Raw genomic sequence first — 21375 nt, forward strand, 5'->3', positions numbered from 1 at the left:
ATTACAGGTAGTGACCCATGAAAAAGATTCTGTCTGGCTTGGCCTTCGCCACCGCTTTCGCCGTCGCCGGTCTTGCAAACGCTGCTGACGTCAAACCCACAGTGATTCTGGTGCACGGTGCTTTCGCCGACTCGTCGAGCTGGAACGGCGTGGTGAAGATTCTGGAGAAGGACGGCTACCCGGTCATTGCAGCGGCGAACCCGCTGCGCGGCGTGAGCAGCGATGCACAAGCCGTGGCGAGTATCGTCAAGAGCGTCAAGACGCCGGTGGTCCTGGTCGGCCATTCCTATGGCGGTTCGGTGATCAGCGAAGCGGCCTACGGCAACCAGAACGTGAAGGGTCTGGTGTATGTGGCGGCGTTCACTCCGGAAGCGGGCGAAACCGCGGCAGAACTGTCCGGGCGATTCCCGGGAGGCACCCTCGCCTCGGCCCTTTCGGCCCCTGTCGAACTGGCTGACGGTGGCAAGGACCTCTACATCCAGCAGGACAAGTTCCACGATCAGTTCGCAGCCGATATTCCCGAGGCCGAAGCACGTCTGATGGCCGCCGGTCAGCGCCCCATCACCGTCGCCGCTCTGAACGAAGCCGCCACCGACCCGGCCTGGAAAACCATTCCGTCCTGGTTCGTGTACGGCGACAAGGATAAGAACATCCCGCCGCAAGCCATGGCGTTCATGGCCGAGCGTGCGCACTCCAGGCAAACCGTCGTCGTGAAAGGCGCCTCCCATGTGGTGATGGTTTCCAATCCGAAGGTAGTAGCCAACCTGATCGAGAAAGCTGCGCAGTAAATGCCACTTGGCAACCCGAGGCCCGCGCACGCGGGCCTTTTTGCCGTAGGCCCCAGCGCTTTCATGCTTGATGGCGCAAAGCTATCAGTCGATAATCGCGCCCTCAAAAAAACACATAAGGATTTGCTGTGAAGAAGCTCTACCTGGCTCTGCCGTTCTGCGCGCTGCTGCTACAAGGCTGTGGTGTGACCATGACCCGCTACGAACCCAATTATCAGAACGTCCAGCAGCTCAAGCAAAACGCGCCCTTGCAGCCCCTGCGGGAAGCGCAGGTGAACGCCGATTCCGGTCAAGGGTCGCTGATGGTTCGCCTGAATCCGATTTCTTCGCCTGTTGGCAGCGTGCCACTGCACATCCAGGCAGCGATCAACGATGAGCTCCGTCAGGCAGGTCTGCTGGACCCTCGCGCTGACCGACAATTGCAGGTTCAATTGATCAAGAGTCAACTCACCGCCGGCATGAGCGAAGGTCATGGCGAGCTGGCTGCACGCTTCACCCTGCGTAAAGGTGACCAGGTTTTGTACGAAACCACCAAGGACGTGCAGCGTGCATGGGACAGCAGTTTCTTTGGCCCGGTTGCCATCCCGGCCGCTGCAAACAACTACAACCCGATGGTGCTGGACCTGCTCAAGAGCTTGTACAGCGACCCGCAGTTCACTCAAGCGTTGAAATGATCAAAAAAAGAGCCGCGATTGCGGCTCTTTTTCCATCGGTCCAAGCCCCACGCCAGGGCCTGCCATAGCGTTGGTCATTTGGCGAAAAGCTGGCTCATATCCTTGAATGCCTTGAACTCCAGGGCATTACCGCACGGATCGAACAAGAACATGGTGGCTTGTTCGCCTACCTGCCCTTTGAAACGAATGTAGGGTTCGATCACGAATTCAATGCCAAAGGACTTCAATCGCTCGGCCAGCGCTTCCCACTCTTCCCAGCCCAGGACGATGCCGAAATGAGGAACCGGTACGTCGTGACCATCCACCGGATTGTGATGGGCATTTTCCTGTGACGCGGTTTTTGGTTGTTCGTGGATAACGAGTTGATGGCCATAAAAGTTGAAGTCGACCCATTGAGTACTGGAGCGTCCCTCCTCCAGACCAAACACCTCACCGTAAAAGGTACGTGCTGCAGCAAGGTCATAAACAGGGATTGCGAGATGGAAAGGTGAAAGGCTCATCAGAACTCCAATGGTTGGATTTTCGTTGGGTTTCACCCGACGCTTCAGGCCAGGCATCGCACCGGCATCGGCTGACTGGGGGACGTTGAAGTATCGTAAAACGTTTGTGCCCCTGGCGTTGCGGGAATGCAACCCCACAACTGAAAAGAGCCGCGATGGCGGCTCTTTTCTATCCGTCTCAGCCCCTTGGAATACGGGTCTCGACAGCGGAGTATCTCGTGCGGTTGTTGTCGACCCAATTCTTCAACAGCGCATTGACCTGCCGGTTGAAAGTGTCGGTGACGGCAGCCTTGGGCGTATTGCCTGCCAGCGGCAGGAACCAGATGCCCATCCACGTGTTGATCGCATCATGGTTGCTGCTCTTGCCCAGCGGTTGCCCCTGCTCGTCCAGAGTCTCCAGGCTCATGGTGTACTGATCGGTAGCCAACGAAGGAATCACCGTCAGCGTGAGCCCACTGATGAACGCCAGGACCAGTTGCCCACCGCCTGGCGCGTGGTTGTAGACCTTCAACCGAAGGTTATAGTCGCCAGGTTGCTTCTGGAATTCGTCGAAGACCACGCGCCCGAAGAGCCCTGACTCATCGAAAGCTCGCTTCAGCTCGGGCTTGAGCATGTCCCGAGCCTGCGGCACCTCGGTGGCCTTGGCATTGTCGGGATCGCCCTGATAGAAATCAAAGTCGACATAGACATTCGGCTTGTTCGCGTAACTGGCCATCGAAGGCAGGTTCACGGGCGCGACTTCATCTTTAGTGAAACTGGCGCATCCACTGAGGCTCAAGGCCAAGGCGAGGCCGATGGCTTTTACACATTGCATATCAACTTCCTTGCGTAGTTTTCGTGCCGCTCACTGAGCAGGGGCACGAATTCTAGCCGGATGCGACTGAAATCAAAAGGCCATCACTCGAACAACCTTGTTCCGGCATCACTCGGAACGTTGCCGAGGCACACCTGCTATGGGCCAATTACCGGGGCCTCAGGTGGATTTCGCTTTCTGGTAGGCGTTAATCAGGTTGTATCTACCCAGTTTCATGATGGAAAGGGATTCAGCTCCGACCTTCAGCCCTGTCATTGCCTGAAAGATGTAGCCTGTCACGGGAATCGTATTGTTGATCATCGCATCCAGAATCTTCTCGACCAGTCCCCTCTTCGCATAACGATCAGAAGCGGCGGAGCTGGCGAGCCTGTGATCGTCGCTGAATAATCCAACCAGGCAGAAAAATACCCACTTGGGAGACATCTGCTGGCCATATTCGGTATTGGTCAGTTTTGCGCCCAGGCTGCCTTTCGATTCGATGATCAGATATTCCTCGACGGCCCCACTCAGCATATTCCTGCGTATCCAGATCTGGTCTATGCCATTGGTTCTTCCCGATGCAGCTTTGCCAATTTTCATCTGGTAATTCTGACCTTGAATGGTCAGCAGGTATTTGGCTGCAGCGTATTCACCGCGTGCCTCTGCCTGACCTGCACTGTCCAGGTTCTTGAAGTGTCTCCTGACCCGTCTGGCTGAATACAAGTCGTGGTGAACAAATCTTTCCCACCCTGGCTGGCTCGCGCCAAATGAACCATAAAGCCAAGACTTGACGTTTCGCATCAAATCGTAATTAGTGCTGTTCTGGGAGACGATTTCGCTGAACCGTCGAAGAAACTCAGGTTGCGGGCTCACGCGACAAGTCATCGCATCAAAACCCGCGAGAGCTTCCTCTTTGTTCTCCATGAACCATTGGATTTTTTCGGCGAGAGGTTGATCATTCAGACCGAACACTACAGCGGCCGAGGCCGCTTTATTGATATTTTTGGGCCCCGTGTGCCTGGCATCTCTTCTGATGGCCTGTTTGATCAGTTCTTCATCGGTCGAATCCAGCAGGATCAGTTGGCTTGCAAGATGTGTAGAGCCGATATTAGCTCCGTATCTGTTTTGGTACTGATTGACGACCTGATCATTGATTTGGTCGTTGGACTTGACGATGGAAATCGCACCCACGGTTGTATAAGGATACGCTTGGGAAGACAGGGCGATCTGATCTCCCCCGCGTGAATCGAACTGCAGTATTTCCGTGCCTTCTATCGTCGCGATAGGGTTACAGTTCTCCAGTATCTTGGTGTTGAGCGTATCCATTCGGTCATAGCTGTTCAGTTTGTTCAATTCATTTTCCTTCCCTGGAATGCGACATCCGCCACCACTGGAAAAATCATAAAAAACCGGATGTCTTTCAAGCAGCCTTATCTCGTGACAAAGGCACTTTCACGTAAAACGTCGTACCTCGGGTTTCGTCGGATTGAACCTCTATCGATCCGCCATGGGATGCAACAATTTCAGACGCGATAAAGAGGCCGAGCCCCAACCCTTCCATCGATGGATGCTCGGCAGTTGAGCGTTGAGAAAAACGTCCCATTGGATTGAAGATAAAAGGCAACACCTCTTTGGGTATTGGCTCTCCGCGATTATGGACGGAAAAGCTGGCTTGGTTCCCTGAAACAGCCAGTTCGACAGTGACTGGCATAGTGGGATCACCGTGCAGAACGGCGTTGCTGACAATATTGGAAAAGACTTGTTCCATCCTGGCTCCGTCAAACTCCCCAACAACGGATCCGCATGCTTCAAGGTGCAAAGTAGACGCAGGATGGACCGTCCGGACTTCCGCCAGTACTCGTTTACAAAGCGGCAGTAAATCAAGAGTCTCTGGTTTGATAGGGATTCCCGGGCCCATCTGACAACGGCTCAGGTCCAGAAGATCGTCGACGATTTTGCTGGCACGGCCGACGCTGTCATGGATCTGTGTCGCCAGCTTCGTAACCTGTTGGCTGCTCTCGGGTGAGCGGCGCAGGCGGTCCGAGCCAAGCAAAATTGCGCCTAACGGGGTCCGCAAGTCATGGCCGAGGATGCCGATGAACAGGTTGTGCGAAACTTCCTGGGCATGCGAATAACTGGCGATCGACTCCGTCAGCGCCTGATCGATGGCTTCATGGAAGCGGATCATATCGACGACTTCATCAGGCGACAGGCTGGACTTGATCGCTTTCATCCATTGGAACAGCACGCTGGTTCTGAGCGCTCGGTATTCCGACACCATCTGTTTGATGCTGAAGCCCTCCAGCAAGCGCGTCACGGCATGAGTTTCAGCAGCTGTCTGAGGCTCGTTCACCGGACCATGGCCCTGAGACTTGGCGATCTGTTCTCGTACGGTCTGCTTTTTTCGAAGATCGGCAACAACTGCTTGCAACATCTGTTCGGCATGGTCTCGCAACGCGCTGCGGCCCAGAGGCGCACCAGGCGCATCGATCGACGCGGCGAAGTCCTCCCACGCTTGAAGGATAGACTCGGTGTTCTCGCTGATAAAATCGGGCAAGCGCATGTCAGTATCCTGGTCGTGGGTGGAATGCAACGACGGGCGGCCTGTGAATTGTAGGGGGGCATGTAGGGATTTCAAATTGCACCGGACAAGGGGAGTCGCAACGCCAGTCGGTGACGCGATGAGCGCCCTGGCGCAACCTGCGCTCGGACGACCAGCATCACGCCAAGAATAGGCAATGATTCGAGAGGATCGTGCAATCCAGCCAGGGCAATGGGTCCTATAGTGGTTTGCAAGGACTGACTTAACCCGTATGGAGAACCAGTCATTATGAGTGCCCTCACTATCAATGGCCGTGAGTACACGGTCGACGTAGACCCTGCAACGCCCATCCTCTGGACCCTGCGCGATACGCTGGGCCTGACCGGCACCAAATTCGGCTGCGGCGCGGCGCTGTGCGGCGCTTGCACGGTTCACCTCGATGGCCAGGCCATCCGTTCCTGCGTGACCCCCATTGCCGCCGCCGAGGGCAAGCACATCACCACCATCGAGGCTGCCACCAATGGCAGCGACCCGGTCGGCACCGCCGTCCATGAGGCCTGGGTCAAGCACGACGTGGCGCAATGTGGCTACTGCCAGAGTGGCCAGATCATGAGCGCCACCGCTTTCCTCAAGACGCAACCCAAGGGCAAGCAGCCCACCATGGCGGAAATCGACTCAGCCATGGCCGGCAATATCTGCCGTTGCGGCACTTACGCCCGTATCCGCGCCGCAGTGGCGGATGCCGCCAAAGCCCTTGCCTGACGGAGCCTGCCATGTTGAACGACCTCTTTCATCCAGAGACGCCGCGTGCGCTGGAACACTTGTTTGAGCGCGATCTTGCCGATGGGCCCGCTACCCTGCCCCGTCGCAGCTTCCTGAAAATCGTCGGCATCGGCGGGCTGGCACTGGGGGCGTTTCCTCACCTGGCTACGGCGCAACAGACCAGCGACGCTGCCGGCGCACCGCTCAAACCGGCCCAGCAACCGTCCGCATTCGTGCAAATTGCCCCCAACGGCGAAGTCACGGTGACGATCAACCGTCTGGAATTTGGCCAGGGTGTGCAGACCAGCCTGCCGATGATCCTCGCCGAAGAACTCGATGCCGACTGGAGTCTGGTACGCAGTCGCCACGGCAACAACGATGCGGCCTATCAGGACCCTATTTTCGGCATTCACCTCACCGGTGGTTCCAATTCGATCAAGAACAGTTTCACCCAATACCGCGAACTCGGCGCCCGCGCTCGCGCCATGCTGCTTGCCGCCGCTGCCGCGCGCTGGAACGTGGACGTGGCGAGCCTGAGCACCCAGGCGGGTACGGTGCTCGGCCCAGCGGGACGGCGAGCCACTTATGGCGAGCTGGCCGAGTCTGCAATGGCGATGCCGGTGCCCGAGAACGTCACACTCAAGGACCCCAAGGACTTTCGCATCATTGGTCAGGCCACCACGCGCATTGACGCCAAGGCCAAGAGCAGCGGCCAACAGGACTTTGGTATCGACACGCACCTGCCCGGGCAGCTCACGGCGGTCGTCGCTCGGCCACCGGTATTTGGCGCCAGGATCAGCGCCCTGGATGACAGCGCGGCGCGTGCCACCCAAGGCGTGAAAGCGGTGTTGCGTGTGCCGCTGGACGGTGGTGGCGAAGGCGTGGCGGTGGTCGCGGATGGCTACTGGCAGGCCAAGGTCGCCCGAGATGCATTGAAACTGGAGTGGAACCTGGCCGCCGTGGAGAAGGTGGACACCGACAAACAATTGATTCAGTACCGGGAGCTTGCTAACCAGCCCGGCCCACTGCATTTCGATGCCGACATGACGGCCCTTGCCACCGCACCTCATCGCCTGGAAGCCGAGTTCGTCTTTCCCTACCTGGCCCATGCTCCCATGGAGCCGTTGAACTGCACGGTACAGCTTGACCAGGATGGCGCGCACCTGTGGGTCGGTACGCAGTTCCCAGGCGGCGATGGCGCCGCGGCCGCGAAAGTCCTCAACCTCAAGCCAGAGCAGGTCCAGGTCCACGTGCAGACGGCCGGCGGTGGCTTCGGCCGCCGTGGCGTCGCCACCAGCGATTTCGTCGTGCTGGCTTGCGAGGTGGCCAAGGCCGCTCGCACGGGTGGGCTGAACGCCCCGATACGTACGCTCTGGAGTCGCGAAGATGACATCAAGGGCGGCTATTACCGTCCCATGCACTTGCACCGCGCGCGAATAGGTTTCGATGACGAAGGCAAGGTCCTGGCCTGGGACCACGCCCTCGTCGGGCAATCGATCCTCAGCGGCACCCTGTTCGGTGGGCGGGTAAAGAACGGTATCGACCCGACCGCGACTGAGGGCATGCGCAATCCGTATCCCTTGCCGATGCGCCTGACAGTGCATCATCCCAAACTCAACGTGCCGGTGCTCTGGTGGCGCAGCGTGGGCTCCACACACACGGCCTTCGTCATGGAAACGTTGATCGACGAAATCGCCCGGACCACACGGCAGGATCCTGTGGCCTACAGGATGAAATTGTTTGGCGACCAAAACCCTCGCCATCGAGCAGCCCTGCAGCTGGCCGTGGACAAGAGCGAATATGGCAAGCGCCAGCTCGCGGACGGCCGCGCTTGGGGCGTGGCGGTACACGAGTCGTTCAGTTCAGTCGTGGCTTACGTCGTGGAGGCTTCCGTACAGGATGGTCGGCCGGTGTTGCACCGCGTCACCGCAGGCGTGCACTGTAACCTGGTCGTCAACCCGCGCAGCGTGGAAGCCCAGGTGCAGGGCGCGGCATTGATGGGCTTGTCCATGTGCCTGCCGGGCGGCGCCATCACCTTGAAGGACGGCGTCGTGCAGCAAAGCAATTTCGCGGATTTCAGCGTGCCACGCATTACCGATATGCCGGAGTTTTCCATCCATATCGTGCCCAGCGCCGAACCCCCGACAGGAATGGGCGAGCCCGGCCTGCCAGCCCTGGCGCCCGCTTTCGCGAATGCCATTGCAAGTCTCACGGGCAAGCCGCTGCGGCAGTTGCCTTTCAGGCTGGCGTGACAGGAAAGAAACGGAGGTCTGGGTCCCTTTCCGGTTGTCTTGCTCAGACCCCGCCCTGCGCCGAAATCCGCTCCACCAGACGCGCCTGCAAGGCCTGGAGCTCCTGGGCCTCGGCCTTGCCTCTGCCATGTTCGCTAGCCTCCTTGCCTTCCCAGCGAGGAACGATGTGCATATGAATGTGATAAACCGTCTGTCCTGCCGCTGCGCCGTTGAACTGCGCGATCTGGACGCCGTCCGGCTGCAACTCGTCTACGATGATTCGCGTCAGGCGTTGCACTGCCGCCATCATCGCGCTCAGTGCGGCGGGCTCGACTTCGAGGATATTCCGGGCCTGGGATGATTTCGGGATGACCAGGGCATGGCCATACGATTGGGGGAAGACGTCCAGGAAAGCCAATACCTGTTCATCTTCGTAGATTTTGTAGCACGGCGCATCGCCGTTCAGGATCAATGCAAAGATGTTTCGTGGATCATATTGACCATGGAGGCTCATGCTCGCTCCTTCTGTGGGTATGAGTGCGGGGTGTTCTCGATGCTACAAAATAGACCTGACAAGGATAAACGTCATGCCACCAGCAGTCCCGCTTCCTGATAACTCAGCACCAACTCGTCGAACAGGCTGATATCGAGTCGTGTACGTGCGATCAATTGCGCGCCGGCCACGGCAGTGTAGATGGCTCGGGCCCGCCGCTCACAGCGATCGGCATCGCCCAGGCCGGCGTCAGCCAGTACCTGCGTCAACCAGGTCACATTGGCATCGGCGAACGCCTTGACCTCCTGCTGTACGACTTCGGGCAAGTCCTGGTATTCGGCCGCCATGAAGCTGGACATGCAGAGGCGGTTGCCGTTTTCCAACGAGGTACGAAAGATCGAGGGATAGACCTCAAGACAGCGTTTCGGATCCGGATTCGACTCACGGATATCCGCCAGCACGCGAACCACGTCCTGCCGATACCGCTGCGCCACAGCGGCGCCCAGATCAGCCTTGCTCGGGAAGTGGTAATAGATACTTGCGTTCTTGATCCCCACCACTTCACCGATGCTACGAAAATTGATGCCGTTGTAGCCGTGCATTTGTGCCGCCGCTTTCGCTGCCGCCAGGATGGCTTCACGTGCGTTTGCGCTCATCTTCAGGCCCTTTACCCGCTTTGCTTGCCGAAGGATTCTAACCAAACGTCAGCTACCTGCCAATTGACAGGTAGGGCTTGACAGCCCGAAAGCACGCGCTCAATCTTTACCTACCAATTGACAGGCAGGTGACCTCCATGACCCCGCTCCAATCGCAATCCGATGCTTCAACGCTTCCGATGATGAAACTCCATGACTGGTTCAACGGCCCATACCCTGCCCGTGTGCGCATCGCCCTGGCGGAAAAGGGGCTGCTTTCGCGAACCGAGTTCGTGCCGGTCAACCTGTGGAAAGGCGAGCACAAGAAACCGGAATTCCTCGCCATCAACTACTCAGGAACCCTTCCCGTACTGGAGCTGAACGACGGCACACTGATCGCCGAATGCACGGCCATCACGCAGTACCTCGACACGCTCGATGGCAACCCGACGCTCACCGGCCAGACGCCTGTCGAGCAAGGTCGCATCCATATGATGACCAAGCGCGCCGAGATCGAGTTTCTCGATGCGGTCAGCGTGTATTTCCACCACGCTACGCCGGGCCTGGGACCACGGGTCGAGCTTTATCAGAACCCGGAATGGGGCAACCGGATGCGCGACAAGGCCATCAGAGGCATGCACTACTTCGACAGTGTCTTGCGTAACCAACCCTTCGTCGCCGGGGAGCGCTTTTCGATGGCGGACATTGCGCTGCTCGGCGGCATGATTTTCGCGGCGCTGGTGGAGCTTCCTGTACCTGAAGCATGCGCATCGTTGCACGCCTGGCATGCCAGGATGCAAGCGCGTCCCAGCGTCCAGACGTGGCGTGCGATGGTTGAAGCAGGCGCCCCTCAGGAGTGAGACAGGGTACATCCGCCCTCCTGGAGCGAGGGTGGATGCGCTTACGCGGCAAGGCTCATTCCCATGGGCACCGTCTCTATGAAAAACATGCCGCCGCTCATAGATTTCATCTGCTCAAAACCCCGGATTCGCCAACATATTGGCGTCGACTTTGACAAAATCGATATCTTTTAAAATAGTGACGTTTTTCCGACAGAAGGCATTGATTGGCCATTGCTGGCCATTTGAAGAAGGGCACATCATCCACCTGTCATTGCTACTCGCTTAAGCCCGACAGGGTTAAACGCAGCATGCATCAATCGCATCGCTTCGATGGGAGCAACACCAGGATGATGACCGTCTACGTAATGGTAATGACTATCTGCAGTGGCTTCGAAGGCTGTGTGGAGGTACGCAAGACGGAGCCTACCTATGCCACCAAGGAGATGTGCATGGCGATGGCCAGGGATATCACGCCGCGCAAAGGCGTGAAATACAAATGCCGCAGTGAGCGATTGTTGATCCCTGTAAAGGCGCCAACCGCCAACAGCCTCGACAGTGTGGTTTCTACCGGCGCCAAAGGACTTCCTTAGTTCGACGCAGAACGTTTTTCAGGACGTTGAATTCGGGTTTACTGATGACCCAGCAGCAGAAGCGTCCTGCGATCCGGCTCACCCGAATAAAACTGTTCGAGCGCTTGTTCATACAGTAAGGATCCTGGCCCGGCGTTCATGAACAGCGTGAGACATGAGCGAAACTTCAGGTCGTCGGGCGAGCCGAATATCTGCCCGGCACTCATGTCGCGGTGTTGCAAAACAGTTTTCACGCACTCTTCCAACCGGGGGCCGAGCAAGTCGTGCCGCAGATAGGCGCGGGCTTCGGCAATACCGGAAATAGCGAAGCGACTGGCCATCTCGGAACGCCCCAACCCCTGCAACTGCGGGAAGATGAACCACATCCAGTGACTCATCTTGCGGCCTTCGCGCAGTTCGCTCATGACGCGACTGAACACAGGGCCTTGAGCCTCGACGAAACGAGACAGATTGAATGTGTCGTGCATGATCCGTTTTCCTCGGACAGTGAACATTGGGTGACGCGACAGACGTCGTCAGGGGCCTTGGATCCTCAAAAAAAGTACTTACAATCTCCTCCCCTTTATCTGGACCACAATCATGCTGCGTCTGCTTCCCTTGGCATTATCGGTCCTGGCTACACAGGCCATGGCTTACCCGGCCCTCCAGGACACTGAGCTCTACACTCAGAAAACCACTGACTGCCAGGACGTCGACCTCGCCACCTGGAAACATCCGACCCGTACCGTGCTGGAAAAGAACGGTATCAAACTCGAGCGGGTGCAGCTGTGTAATGGTGGGCGTTATCCGATTTTTCAGGGAGAAGTGCCCTACGATCCCCAGGGTCAGACCAAAGACTTCTTCCTGCCGTTGTACGAGCAATTACGAAAGGCCAACGGCAAGTGGCCCTACGTATTGGTCGCCAGTAACTACGGAGAGATGGTGTACGTCAGTTATCCGCAGAGCGACTCGATCTCCCTGGCGTATGAAAACTTTGACGTGCCCTGACGGCTGGCAAGCATCACCGTACCACTTTCAAATCCACCCCCAGCGCCTGGGCAAACGCCTTCACCAACGGACTGCGCACGGTGTTGTGCCGCAAGATCAGATTGAAAGGCGTGACGATACTGATCAGGTCTGGGCGTAGGGCGCGCAACAACCTTTGTTCCACCAGGCTGGCGGCATAATGTTCAGGCAGGAAGCCCACGAAGCGCCCGGTCTTGACCAACAGTGCAACCGCCTCCACCTGGGTCGCCGAGGCGGAATAGCTGTCATAGCGGGCGAAATTCAACTTGTCACGGTGAATGGCGTAGCGGTGGTTGACGCATTCATGTTCCTTGAGCATCTGGCTATCGATTCGGGCCTCGGGCACGTCAAATAACGGATGGCCCTGCGCGCAATAAATCAGCGAGCGCTCTTCGTACAAGGCAAAGTAATCAAACTCTTCGCGTTGTTGGTAGACCGGCACGATTCCGGCGACCAGTCGTCCTTCTACAACGCCACGTTCCACTTCATCCAACTGAGACGCCTGAAGTTGCAATCTTACTTTCGGTGACTCCTCGTTTATGCGTTTAAGCGCTGCAACTAACGGCGAATTCTGATCGGTAATTGTATTGTCAATCACGCCCACACCAAGATCGCCGACAAGTTCATTTTTCGCTGAACTAAGCCGATCTCGAAAGTTGTCGACGGAAGCAAAAAGATCAATCGACGCCTGATAGACCAACTTGCCCTCTTCGGTCAGGTGAAAGCCCTCGCGGCCGCGGGTACACAGGCGCATGCCAATGCGAATCTCAAGGTCCGATATCTGTTTGCTGATCGCTGCCAGCCCCACGTTGAGCTCATTCTGGGCGGCGCTGAAACCACCTGCCTCGACCACCGCCTTGAACACTTTCAGCAGTTTGAAGTCCAGGCCGCTGAGCGCCAACGGCGCTCGGTGCGGCGGTTTGGGCGGCGGGTTTCCGGAATTGGAAAGTGGGGTTTCCATAATGCTTATTTACCTCTGGCGCCCTATTCAACACTCTGTGTCCAACAACAAAAACAACGCTGGCTAATAATAATGATCACAGAAAACCAGGCTTGGCAACCGCTAAGACATTTCGCACCCGAGTGCCAACTCGCTGATTTTCCGCTGTTAAAAGCTGACACTTCGATCAGCCCTTTCCACTTCGAAACTGCGCTTGTCCCCCTGCCCCCGATGAACAAATAAGCCGAGCCACGCCGGATGGATTTACACCGTCCACGGCGGATGTTCGGGGCCTGGCAGAACGCTTCAGGTTCGCTTTACCGATGAGGAAAAACCGATGTCCCAAACCACTGATCGTCTCTGGGGAGCGCGTTTCAAGAGCGGCCCGTCCGAAGCCTTGGCGGCCCTGTCCCGTTGCCCAGAACGTTATTTCCGCCTGACCCCTTACGACCTTGCCGGGTCCAGGGCCCACGCCGGAGAGCTGCAGCGTGCCGGTCTGCTGAGCGAAGAAGAAACCCGGACGATGCTCGACGCCCTGGACCGGATCGGCGCCGACTTTCGCGCCGGCCGCATCGCTCCGACCCTGGATGACGAAGACGTCCATACCTTCATCGAACGCCTGCTGACCGAGCGTCTCGGCGCCTTGGGCGGCAAGCTGCGTGCCGGACGCTCGCGCAACGACCAGACTGCCAACGACCTGCGCCTGTTCCTGCGCGATCACGTCCGCACCCTGGCTGCCGAAGTACTGGCTTTGCAACAGGCTCTTGTGAGCCAGGCCGAACAGCACGTCGAGAGCATCTGCCCCGGTTTCACCCACCTGCAGCAGGCGCAACCAATCGTATTCGCCCATCACCTGCTGGCCCACGCCCAAGCGATGCTGCGCGACGTGCAGCGCCTGATGGATTGGGATGCGCGCACCTCGCTTTCGCCACTGGGCGCCGCCGCCATGGCCGGTTCCGCCATCGCTCGCCAGCCCGAGCACTCGGCCAGGGAAATGGGCTACAGCGGCGTGTGCGAAAACTCCATCGACGCCGTAGCCAGCCGCGACCATGTCGCCGAATTCCTGTTTATCGCCAGCATGCTCGGGATCAACATTTCCCGCCTCGCTGAGGAGTTTTGCCTGTGGTCCTCGCGGCAGTTTCGCTGGGTCACGCTGGACGATGCCTACGCCACCGGCAGTTCGATCATGCCGCAGAAAAAGAATCCGGACATTGCCGAACTGGCCCGAGGCAAGGCAGGTCGCTTGATCGGCAACCTGACGGGTTTGCTGTCCACCCTCAAATCCCTGCCGCTGTCTTACAACCGCGACTTGAGCGAAGACAAAAACGGTGTGCTCGACAGCGTCGACACCCTGTTGCTGGTATTGCCCGCCATGGCCGGAATGGTTGCCACCCTGCAGGTCAATGTCGACGAGCTACGGCGTCAGGCGCCGCTGGGCTTCACATTGGCCACCGAAGTCGCCGACTGGCTGGCCATGCGCGGCGTGCCCTTCAAGCAGGCCCACGAAATCACCGGTGCCCTGGTCCAGGCCTGTGAGAAACATGACATTGAATTGTGGGAGGCGTCCCCGACACTGTTGGCCGAGATCGATCCGCGACTGACCCCGGAAGTGCGCGAAAGCCTGACTCTGGAAGCGGCCATTGCGGCTCGCAGTGGCCCGGGTGGCACCGCGCCGCAGCGGGTGCGCGAGCAGATCGCTCGCTTGAAAACCGCCCTCGTCGCACAGCAGGCATGGACCGAGGACTACCAGGGTTTTCGCCTCTGAATCAAACACCCCTGCGGGCCAAGTGTTTGACCCGAAATAAAGAGTACGGAGAACCCACATGGGCCAGACCCAGGCAGAACAACTCCAGGCGGAGCGCAAACTGGCGGAAAACCAGTTCGACATCACCCAGTACCAGCATGTGCCACGGCGCTACTACGGGCGGATTTTCTTTGCCACAGTCATCGTCATAGCCCTGCTGGGCCTGGCGCGGGCCTTCGCCGAGGGCAAGATTGAATGGTCGTACATCGGCCAGTTCCTCACCTCCCAGGCCATTCTGTGGGGCTTGTTCAACACCATCGTCATGGCCGTGCTGGCAATGGCGCTGGGGATTGTGTTCGGGGTGATCACGGCGATCATGCGCATGTCGGCCAACCCGATCCTGCGCTACGTGGCGTTGACCTACACCTGGCTGTTCCGCGGTACGCCGCTGATCCTGCAATTGCTGTTGTGGTTCAACCTGGCGTTGATCTTCCCCACCATCGGCATCCCCGGTGTGTTCGAAATGGACACCGTGAACCTGATGACGCCGTTCGTGGCCGCGCTGCTCGGACTGAGCATCAACCAGGGCGCCTACACCGCCGAGGTGGTGCGCGCCGGCCTGTTGTCCGTGGACACCGGCCAGTACGAAGCCGCCAAGTCCATCGGCATGCCGCGCTTGCAGGCCCTGCGCCGGATCATCCTGCCCCAGGCCATGCGAATCATCATCCCACCGGTCGGTAACGAATTCATCGGCATGGTGAAAATGACCTCCCTGGCAAGCGTCATCCATTATTCGGAACTGCTCTACAACGCCCAGAACATCTACTACGCCAACGCCCGGGTCATGGAGTTGCTGATCGTCGCGGGTATCTGGTACCTGGCCGCGGTCACGGTGCTGTCCTTTGGTCAAAGCCGCCTGGAGCGCCGCTTCGCTCGCGGCGCCGGCAAGCGTTCGTGAGGAAAGCGACATGAGAAGCATCGTCAAGGCCGTGAGCCTGAACAAATTCTATGACCAGTACCACGCCCTCAACGACATCAACATAGAAGTCGAACAAGGCGAAGTACTGTGCATCATCGGTCCGTCGGGCTCGGGCAAGAGCACGTTGCTGCGCTGCATCAACCAACTGGAAAAAATCGACAAGGGTGGCCTGTGGGTCGACGGCGAACTGGTGGGTTACCGCATTGTCGGCAACAAACTCCATGAGCTCAACGAGACGCAGATCGCCCGGCAACGCCTGGCCACCGGCATGGTGTTCCAGCGCTTCAACCTGTTCCCGCACATGACCGTGCTGCAAAACATCATCGAAGGCCCCTGCCAGGTGCTCAAGCGTTCGCCCAAGGAAGCGCACGATGAAGCATTGGAACTGCTGGCCCGCGTTGGTCTGGCCGACAAACGCAACAGCTACCCGATCGAACTGTCGGGCGGCCAGCAACAACGAGTAGCCATCGCTCGTGCCCTGGCCATGCGACCCAAGCTGATGCTGTTCGATGAACCCACTTCGGCACTCGACCCGGAACTGGTCGGTGAGGTGCTGTCGGTCATGCGCGATCTGGCGCAGACCGGCATGACCATGATCGTCGTCACCCATGAACTGGGCTTCGCTCGCGAAGTTTCCAACCGCATGGTGTTCATGGACGGCGGGCAGATCGTGGAGGCTGGAAGCCCCGAAGAAATACTGATAAGTCCACAAAACCCGCGCACCCAAAGCTTCATATCTGCCGTTCGAACCTGAACGCCATCTGGCGTCACAACACACATAAGAGAACGACCATGAAGAACTTCGTTATCCCAGCAGTACTCGCCGGCCTGATGGCTTCCAGCGTCAGCTTCGCCGCCGATTTACCAGCAAGCATCAAGGACAAGGGCGAGATCGTCGTGGCGATCATGCCGAACTACCCGCCGATGGATTTCAAGGACCCGGCCACCAACACCCTGACCGGCTTTGACTATGACCTGGGCAATGCCCTGGGCGAACGTCTGGGGGTCAAGGTCAAATGGCAGGAAACCGGCTTCGAACAGATGATCAATGCCTTGACCACCGACCGGGTGGACATGGTGCTGTCGGGCATGACCGATACCGCCGAGCGTCAGGCCAGCGTGACCTTCGTCGACTACTTCACCAGCGGCCCGCAGTTCTACACCTTGCAGAAAAACAAGGACACCAATGAAGCCACCGACCTGTGCGGCAAGAAAGTCGGCACCAGTCGCCGAACCACCTTCCCGGCGGAAATCGCCGAGTTCAGCAAGGCCAATTGTGAAGCGGCCGGCAAACCGGCCATCGTCGTGATCGGCACCGAAGGCTCGGCTGACGCCCGTGCGCAACTGCGCCAGAGCCGGATCGACGCGGCGATGCAGGGCAGCGAGACCCTGTCCTACCTCAAGACCCAGGAAAAGGACATGTACAAGACCGTCGGCCAGCCGATTTCCGTACAGTTCACCGGCCTGGGCGTAAGCAAGAAAAAGCCCGAGCTGAGCGAGGCGGTCAAGGTCGCCCTGCAAGGGATGGTCGATGACGGCAGCTACCAGGCGATCCTGAAGAAGTGGGACCTTGAATTGGGCGCGATCAAGACCGTGACCATCAACGCCGGTAAATGACCAGGGTCCGTCCCCCCCTGTGGGAGCAGCCTGCTCGCGATGGCGTCCGATCAGTCGCTACTGGATTGCCTAGCCCACCGCTATCGCGAGCAGGCTCGCTCCCACAATTGGAACGTGTGGCGATGACTTATTGATTGCTGGAGCACAAAGATGTCTTCCCCCACTTGGCCCGATGAACACAAAGCCTGCCTCGCCCTGGCTTTCGACCTCGACGGCCCGACCGGCGATGCGATGCTCAACGGCTCTATCTGGCACAAACCCGAATACTTCGGCTTCGGTGGCTACGGCCCTTATCGTGCGCTGCCACGGCTGCTCGACCTGCTCGACGACTTCCAGATCCCGACGACTTTCTTTGTCCCGGCCTGGGTCGTGGAAAACTGGCCCAGGCAGTGCCAGGCGATCATCGAGCGCGGGCATGAAGTGGCTTACCACGGCTACCGGCACGAGTCCTTCTACGCCCTGACACTGGACCAACAGAAGGCGGTGATGAACAAATCCCGCGAGGTGTTTGACAAGTACCTGAACATCCGCGCGGAAGGTTTTCGCACACCGTCCGGTGACTGGCGCGCCGAAACCCCGGCGATGTTGGCCGAGGCCGGCGTGATCTATTCCAGCAGCATGCGCGGCGATGACCGTCCCTATCTGGTCGATGTCCCGGGACTTGACGTCCCCTTGGTGGAAATCCCCGGCCGCTGGGAAATGGACGACTACGCCTCCCTCGCTTACACCCGAGGCCCGGACTTTCCTTCGGGGCTGGACCGCACCGCCAGTTACGAGCTGACGCTGGACAACTGGTGTCGCGAGTATGACGGTGCCATGGACGAAGGCCTGTGCCTGACAACCCTTTTCCACCCCAAGATCACCGGCAAACCGGGACGCATCCTGCTGCTGGAAAAACTCTTCGAACACATGCGTCAGCGCGATGACGTGTGGTTCGCCACCTGCCGAGATGTCGCCCATTGGTGGCTCAAGGAACATCACCATGGCTGATTCCAGTGTCTGGCCCGACGGCTACCGTTGCGCGGTGGTGGTGACCGTCGATTACAACGACATCCACGGCATCCTCACCCAAGCCCCGGAAGTGGCCGGACGGGACAAGACCCTGTCGGTCTGGCGCTACGGCAGTCAACGAGGCGTGGAACGTCTGCTCGGCCTGCTTGCCGAACTGGGAGTTCCCGGCACCTGGTGCATTCCCGGCATCGTCGGCGAAGAAAACCCCGGGCACATCCAGGCGATCCAGGCCGGTGGACATGAGATTGCCTGCGCCGGTTATCGCCACCAAAACTACGACAATCTGACACTTGCCGAGCAGGTGGCCGACATCGCCAAGGGCTGCGAAGCGTTGACCCGACTGACCGGCACGCGCCCGACAGGTTTCAGGATTCCCGCGGGGAATGGCGCGCCGGGTTTGGTCCAGGCGTTGCACGGACAGAGTATCCGCTGGTCTTCGTCGTGGCGTGGCGACGACCTCCCCTTCGCGCATCCGACCGCACCCGAGGTCATCGAGTTGCCCTTGCACTACGAACTCGAAGACGAACCCTACTTCGCCTTCAACCTCAGCCCCGCGGTGCCGCCCGGACAATCTCGGATCGCTTCATACAGTCATACCCTGGGCAACCTGCAGATGGACTTCGCCGGGTTCCGCCGATTCGGCCTCTGCTATGTGCTGCGGCTGCACCCGGAAATCATTGCCACGCCGGGGCGCATCGGCGTACTGCGTGATTTGCTTCATGGCATCCGGCAGCATCCCGATGTGTGGATCGCCACGGCGGATGACGTTGCACGATGGTGGGCGACCACGGCGGCCGCGGTGACGGACGACCATCCGGCGGCCGTGTACGAGCGCCATTATCGGACCCGGGGCGTGTAACCCCCACGGTGACTGTGCCCCCTCGAACCCAACAGTATCGAAATAAGGACATTTGACCCACGTGCGCAGCTATTCCCTTGTCATCCGTCGCTTGATGATCTGCTCGCTGACCATCGTCGTCAGCCGCGCTATCACCAGTCCCTTGCTCACGCTGTTTCTGAGCACCAAACTCGGCCTCAACCAACAGGACGTGGGGCTACTGTTGGGTATTGCGGTGTTCATCGCCACCCTGCTGGCGCTGTACGGCGGCTACGTCATCGACCGCCTTGAAAAACGCCAGTTGCTGATCGTGGCCATGCTCTCCAGTGCCGTCGGTTTCGTGTTACTGACGTTCGCCGAGAACCTTTACCTGACCACTGCAATCCTGGTCGTCACCGAAACCGCTTCGGCGCTGTTCCTGATTGGCTCCAAGGCGATTCTCAGCGAGCAACTGCCGGTGGGCCAGCGGGCCAAGGCATTTTCCCTGCGCTACACGTTGACCAACATCGGCTACGCCACCGGCCCGATGATCGGAGTGGTGATCGCCGGGGTCTATCCCACAGCCCCGTTTCTGATCGCGGGAGGCATCGCGTTCCTCAGTATTTTCCTGATGAGCGCCATCCCGAAAGACGCCGCCCCGGTGCCCGTCATCGGGCAACCGCCGAGTTTCATGAGAACCCTCCGCACCCTCAAGAACGACCGCACCCTGATCATGTTCACCTGCGGTTGCCTGTTCAGCACGGTGGTCCACGGTCGATTCACCCTGTACCTGTCGCAATACCTGCTGGTGACGAATGAATCCCAGCGCGCCCTGCAAACCATGGCCGCCCTGCTTGCCTGCAACGCCGTCAGCGTGATCCTGCTGCAATACCAGATCGGCCGTTTCCTCAAGCGCGAACAGCTGCGCTACTGGATCGCCGGTGGCACCAGCCTGTTCATCCTCGGTCTGATCGGTTTCAGCCTGGCCGATGGCTGGGTGGGCTGGTGCGTGGCGATGTTCATCTTCACCCTGGGCGAAATGATCATCTACCCGGCGGAATTCCTGTTCGTCGACACCCTGGCCCCGGAGGACCTGCGTGGCAGCTACTACGGCGCGCAGAACCTCGCGGCCCTCGGCGGTGCGTTGAGCCCGGTCATCTGCGGCTTCCTGCTCTTGCACACCCCGGCGCCAACGATGTTTTATGCCCTCAGCCTACTGACAGCGCTGGGCGGGACGCTGTGTTTCATGGCGGGTCGACGGATTGCAAACCGCGCTGATAACAGCGGGTAGTCTGCCATCCGACCCTCGGGCGTATCGCCAGGTCATTCAGCCATCCCACAGTCCCGCGAATTCAGGCTGACACCTAAAGCCTGCGTAACTCACCGCCCTCTTCTTCCAGACGTTTCAAAAACCCCGTGGCGTCCAGTATCTGGTAAGGGAAGTAGAGTCCCGGCGGCGTCGGCGGCTGACCATCCAAGCCGAGCAGGCGTTCGAGAGTCATTGCCACGCTGAGGCCAGTCAGTGGCGCGGCGCCGGCCGGGTGAATGATGGCATGGCGCGTGTGCAGCGGTCCCCCCTTCAGGCCTTCACCATCGAGTTCGATGATGATCTCGGTCGACATGGGTTTGCCCTGGCGTCGAGTCGAGCTCACCCCGGTGGCCATGTTGAACTGGACGTTGGGCGCGCCGGTGGCCGCAGCCAGGCCGACGACATCGATGGACGAGAAGCCGGAGGCCTGGATTTGCGTGCCATCCACTGCGTTGAATCGGACCTTCGAATCCTCGCCTTCGCGCCAGATATACGCACCGTCGCGTCGTGTCAGCGCAGCGGGCAGCATCTTGTTCAAGTGTTCGAAATCGGCGGCAACCGTTGGCCCACCGGTGTCCTGTTCATCGACCAGAGCGTTGATGCTGATCGCGTGTACCCGGCTGAATGTTGCGGCAATGCTCAGTGTCGACACCGTCGTCGCGCCGGCCATCCATTCGTAGCCCAGGACAATGGGCGAGGCGTCAGGCGTATGCATGTACGTCGCGATCTCCGGCGCGATCTCAAAGATGCCGGATGAAATGCTGAGGTACGGTACCCCGCGCTTTTGCGCATAACGCAATCCGGCCAGGGCGTGGTCCATATAGAAAATCGCGACGGCGCTGACCGGGCGCGCGCCGAGACCCAGGTCGTCTGCGTGGGGATCAATCACCACGCCTTGCGCCTTACCCATTCGCTCAGCGGCCTGCTGGGCCTTGGCCAGGTCACGGCCGCCAATCAACAGAGGTACGTCCGGACAGGCGGCACGCAATGCCCGGGCGGTTTGGTGACCAATGGCGCCGGAACCGCCCATGAACAAGACAGGATCAAGTGACATGACGTGTTCTCCTTGTATTCAGGTTCAGTCGTCCGAGGCATGGAGCGCC

23 protein-coding genes are annotated in these 21375 nt (G+C 59.1%); 14 read left to right on the forward strand and 9 right to left on the reverse strand.

What is annotated here, in order from left to right; genetic code table 11:
• Positions 1 to 17: 17 nt before the first annotated feature.
• Together LCU97_RS05750 and LCU97_RS05755 are read left to right on the forward strand one after the other, a co-directional pair.
• Positions 18 to 788 carry an alpha/beta fold hydrolase gene (locus LCU97_RS05750; RefSeq protein ID WP_232775817.1) on the forward strand — a complete coding sequence of 257 codons (771 nt, stop codon included), beginning with the start codon at positions 18 to 20 and terminating at the stop codon, positions 786 to 788.
• A gap of 128 nt (positions 789 to 916) precedes the next feature.
• On the forward strand, positions 917 to 1462 hold the full coding sequence (locus LCU97_RS05755) for a hypothetical protein (RefSeq protein WP_053156548.1): 546 nt from the start codon (positions 917 to 919) through the stop codon (positions 1460 to 1462).
• A gap of 74 nt (positions 1463 to 1536) precedes the next feature.
• Here the strand turns inward: LCU97_RS05755 and LCU97_RS05760 are convergent, their stop codons facing one another.
• The 4 genes from LCU97_RS05760 to LCU97_RS05775 form a co-directional block, all read right to left on the reverse strand.
• Complete coding sequence (locus LCU97_RS05760; RefSeq protein WP_232775818.1) at positions 1537 to 1962, reverse strand: VOC family protein; 426 nt, start codon at positions 1960 to 1962, stop codon at positions 1537 to 1539.
• Positions 1963 to 2140: 178 nt separating this feature from the next.
• Positions 2141 to 2776 carry a hypothetical protein gene (locus tag LCU97_RS05765; protein ID WP_053156554.1) on the reverse strand — a complete coding sequence of 212 codons (636 nt, stop codon included), beginning with the start codon at positions 2774 to 2776 and terminating at the stop codon, positions 2141 to 2143.
• Between the two features lie 159 nt (positions 2777 to 2935).
• Complete coding sequence (locus tag LCU97_RS05770; RefSeq protein WP_232775819.1) at positions 2936 to 4108, reverse strand: hypothetical protein; 1173 nt, start codon at positions 4106 to 4108, stop codon at positions 2936 to 2938.
• Positions 4109 to 4175: 67 nt separating this feature from the next.
• Complete coding sequence (locus LCU97_RS05775; protein ID WP_232775820.1) at positions 4176 to 5318, reverse strand: sensor histidine kinase; 1143 nt, start codon at positions 5316 to 5318, stop codon at positions 4176 to 4178.
• Positions 5319 to 5585: 267 nt separating this feature from the next.
• On the opposite strand from LCU97_RS05775, the gene LCU97_RS05780 reads away from it, so the two are divergent.
• Positions 5586 to 6059: a (2Fe-2S)-binding protein gene (locus LCU97_RS05780; RefSeq protein WP_232775821.1), complete on the forward strand. Its 474-nt coding sequence runs from the start codon at positions 5586 to 5588 to the stop codon at positions 6057 to 6059.
• A gap of 11 nt (positions 6060 to 6070) precedes the next feature.
• Entirely contained in the window at positions 6071 to 8311 is a 2241-nt protein-coding gene (locus LCU97_RS05785; RefSeq protein WP_232775822.1) for a xanthine dehydrogenase family protein molybdopterin-binding subunit, read from the forward strand.
• A 43-nt stretch (positions 8312 to 8354) separates the two neighbouring features.
• On the opposite strand, the gene LCU97_RS05790 is transcribed toward LCU97_RS05785, so the two are convergent.
• On the reverse strand, positions 8355 to 8804 hold the full coding sequence (locus LCU97_RS05790) for an HIT family protein (RefSeq protein WP_232775823.1): 450 nt from the start codon (positions 8802 to 8804) through the stop codon (positions 8355 to 8357).
• A 71-nt stretch (positions 8805 to 8875) separates the two neighbouring features.
• Complete coding sequence (locus tag LCU97_RS05795) at positions 8876 to 9439, reverse strand: TetR/AcrR family transcriptional regulator (protein ID WP_232775824.1); 564 nt, start codon at positions 9437 to 9439, stop codon at positions 8876 to 8878.
• 137 nt (positions 9440 to 9576) lie between these two features.
• On the opposite strand from LCU97_RS05795, the gene LCU97_RS05800 reads away from it, so the two are divergent.
• Both LCU97_RS05800 and LCU97_RS05805 read left to right on the forward strand, forming a co-directional pair.
• Positions 9577 to 10278: a glutathione S-transferase gene (locus LCU97_RS05800; RefSeq protein ID WP_053156585.1), complete on the forward strand. Its 702-nt coding sequence runs from the start codon at positions 9577 to 9579 to the stop codon at positions 10276 to 10278.
• Positions 10279 to 10607: 329 nt separating this feature from the next.
• Entirely contained in the window at positions 10608 to 10850 is a 243-nt protein-coding gene (locus LCU97_RS05805; RefSeq protein WP_053156588.1) for a hypothetical protein, read from the forward strand.
• A gap of 38 nt (positions 10851 to 10888) precedes the next feature.
• Here LCU97_RS05805 and LCU97_RS05810 read toward each other — a convergent pair whose 3' ends face one another.
• Positions 10889 to 11317, reverse strand: a complete 429-nt coding sequence (locus tag LCU97_RS05810; protein ID WP_232775825.1) for a DUF1810 domain-containing protein — start codon at positions 11315 to 11317, stop codon at positions 10889 to 10891.
• A gap of 112 nt (positions 11318 to 11429) precedes the next feature.
• Between LCU97_RS05810 and LCU97_RS05815 the strand changes: the two genes are divergently transcribed.
• The gene (locus tag LCU97_RS05815) at positions 11430 to 11837 is read left to right on the forward strand and encodes a hypothetical protein (protein ID WP_053156591.1); all 408 of its coding nucleotides are present in this window, start codon (positions 11430 to 11432) and stop codon (positions 11835 to 11837) included.
• Positions 11838 to 11850: 13 nt separating this feature from the next.
• Here the strand turns inward: LCU97_RS05815 and LCU97_RS05820 are convergent, their stop codons facing one another.
• Entirely contained in the window at positions 11851 to 12816 is a 966-nt protein-coding gene (locus LCU97_RS05820) for a LysR family transcriptional regulator (RefSeq protein ID WP_232775826.1), read from the reverse strand.
• Positions 12817 to 13132: 316 nt separating this feature from the next.
• Here LCU97_RS05820 and argH point away from each other — a divergent pair, with 316 nt between their 5' ends.
• From argH to LCU97_RS05855, 7 genes are all read left to right on the forward strand, one after another.
• Positions 13133 to 14560: an argininosuccinate lyase gene (gene argH / locus LCU97_RS05825; protein ID WP_232775827.1), complete on the forward strand. Its 1428-nt coding sequence runs from the start codon at positions 13133 to 13135 to the stop codon at positions 14558 to 14560.
• 58 nt (positions 14561 to 14618) lie between these two features.
• Positions 14619 to 15497 carry an amino acid ABC transporter permease gene (locus LCU97_RS05830; RefSeq protein WP_232775828.1) on the forward strand — a complete coding sequence of 293 codons (879 nt, stop codon included), beginning with the start codon at positions 14619 to 14621 and terminating at the stop codon, positions 15495 to 15497.
• A gap of 10 nt (positions 15498 to 15507) precedes the next feature.
• Entirely contained in the window at positions 15508 to 16272 is a 765-nt protein-coding gene (locus LCU97_RS05835) for an amino acid ABC transporter ATP-binding protein (protein ID WP_053156602.1), read from the forward strand.
• 38 nt (positions 16273 to 16310) lie between these two features.
• Positions 16311 to 17135, forward strand: coding sequence for an ABC transporter substrate-binding protein (locus tag LCU97_RS05840; RefSeq protein WP_053156605.1), 825 nt, complete (start codon positions 16311 to 16313; stop codon positions 17133 to 17135).
• A 150-nt stretch (positions 17136 to 17285) separates the two neighbouring features.
• Positions 17286 to 18125, forward strand: a complete 840-nt coding sequence (locus LCU97_RS05845) for a polysaccharide deacetylase family protein (protein ID WP_232775829.1) — start codon at positions 17286 to 17288, stop codon at positions 18123 to 18125.
• Positions 18118 to 19005, forward strand: coding sequence for a polysaccharide deacetylase family protein (locus LCU97_RS05850; RefSeq protein ID WP_232775830.1), 888 nt, complete (start codon positions 18118 to 18120; stop codon positions 19003 to 19005). Before LCU97_RS05845 ends, LCU97_RS05850 begins: the two co-directional genes overlap by 8 nt.
• Before the next feature lie 61 nt (positions 19006 to 19066).
• The gene (locus LCU97_RS05855; protein WP_053156611.1) at positions 19067 to 20254 is read left to right on the forward strand and encodes an MFS transporter; all 1188 of its coding nucleotides are present in this window, start codon (positions 19067 to 19069) and stop codon (positions 20252 to 20254) included.
• Between the two features lie 73 nt (positions 20255 to 20327).
• Here LCU97_RS05855 and LCU97_RS05860 read toward each other — a convergent pair whose 3' ends face one another.
• On the reverse strand, positions 20328 to 21326 hold the full coding sequence (locus tag LCU97_RS05860; protein ID WP_232775831.1) for a Rossmann-fold NAD(P)-binding domain-containing protein: 999 nt from the start codon (positions 21324 to 21326) through the stop codon (positions 20328 to 20330).
• Positions 21327 to 21375 lie beyond the last annotated feature (49 nt).

Source organism: Pseudomonas uvaldensis, from assembly GCF_021271205.1.
In the GTDB taxonomy this organism is placed as follows: Bacteria; Pseudomonadota; Gammaproteobacteria; order Pseudomonadales; family Pseudomonadaceae; genus Aquipseudomonas; species Aquipseudomonas uvaldensis.